The 570-nt window shown below is 48.1% G+C and carries 1 protein-coding gene; it reads left to right on the top strand.

The genetic code is table 11. The features are described from left to right. Positions 1–570: histidine kinase (locus tag R7O13_RS29385; protein ID WP_318305527.1), on the top strand; the 570-nt coding region annotated here is incomplete at both ends.

Here is a 570-nt window from a genome sequence, read left to right as displayed (position 1 = left end):
CGTATCGAATCTAGAAATCACCGATTTGTTGTTGTCTCTTTCAGCTCAAACCATCACCGGCATCATGCTGGGTTTGGCGGTTCAAAAGCAAAAAGATCTCAACCACAAACTGCGTGGCGAGCTATCCCGCAATCAAAACCTGTCTCGTCAACTTATCGAAGCGGAAGAATCGGTAAGACGCGACATTGCCCGCGAACTGCATGACGAAATCGGCCAGAACATTACCGCTATCCGTACTCAAGCCAACATCATCAAGCGCATCGATAACGCAGAAATGAGCGCACATTGCGCAGATACCATTGAGGGGCTTTCTCTCAACGTGTACGACACCACTAAGCGACTGTTAAGCAAGCTAAGACCAAAAATGCTGGATGATTTGGACTTAAAAGAATCCGTCGAGCAGCTGACGCGAGAGATGGAATTCGCCAATCACGGAACGACTGTTCAACTGAACTGGCAAGGCGATTACACCAGCCTGAGTGACACACTCAAAGTCACCCTATTCCGTTTATGCCAAGAGTCATTAAATAACGCAGCCAAGTACGCAGAAGCGCAGTTGATCAGATCGGA

The organism is Vibrio sp. Y176 (assembly GCF_033438945.1).
This window is presented reverse-complemented; position numbering and strand designations above follow the sequence as displayed.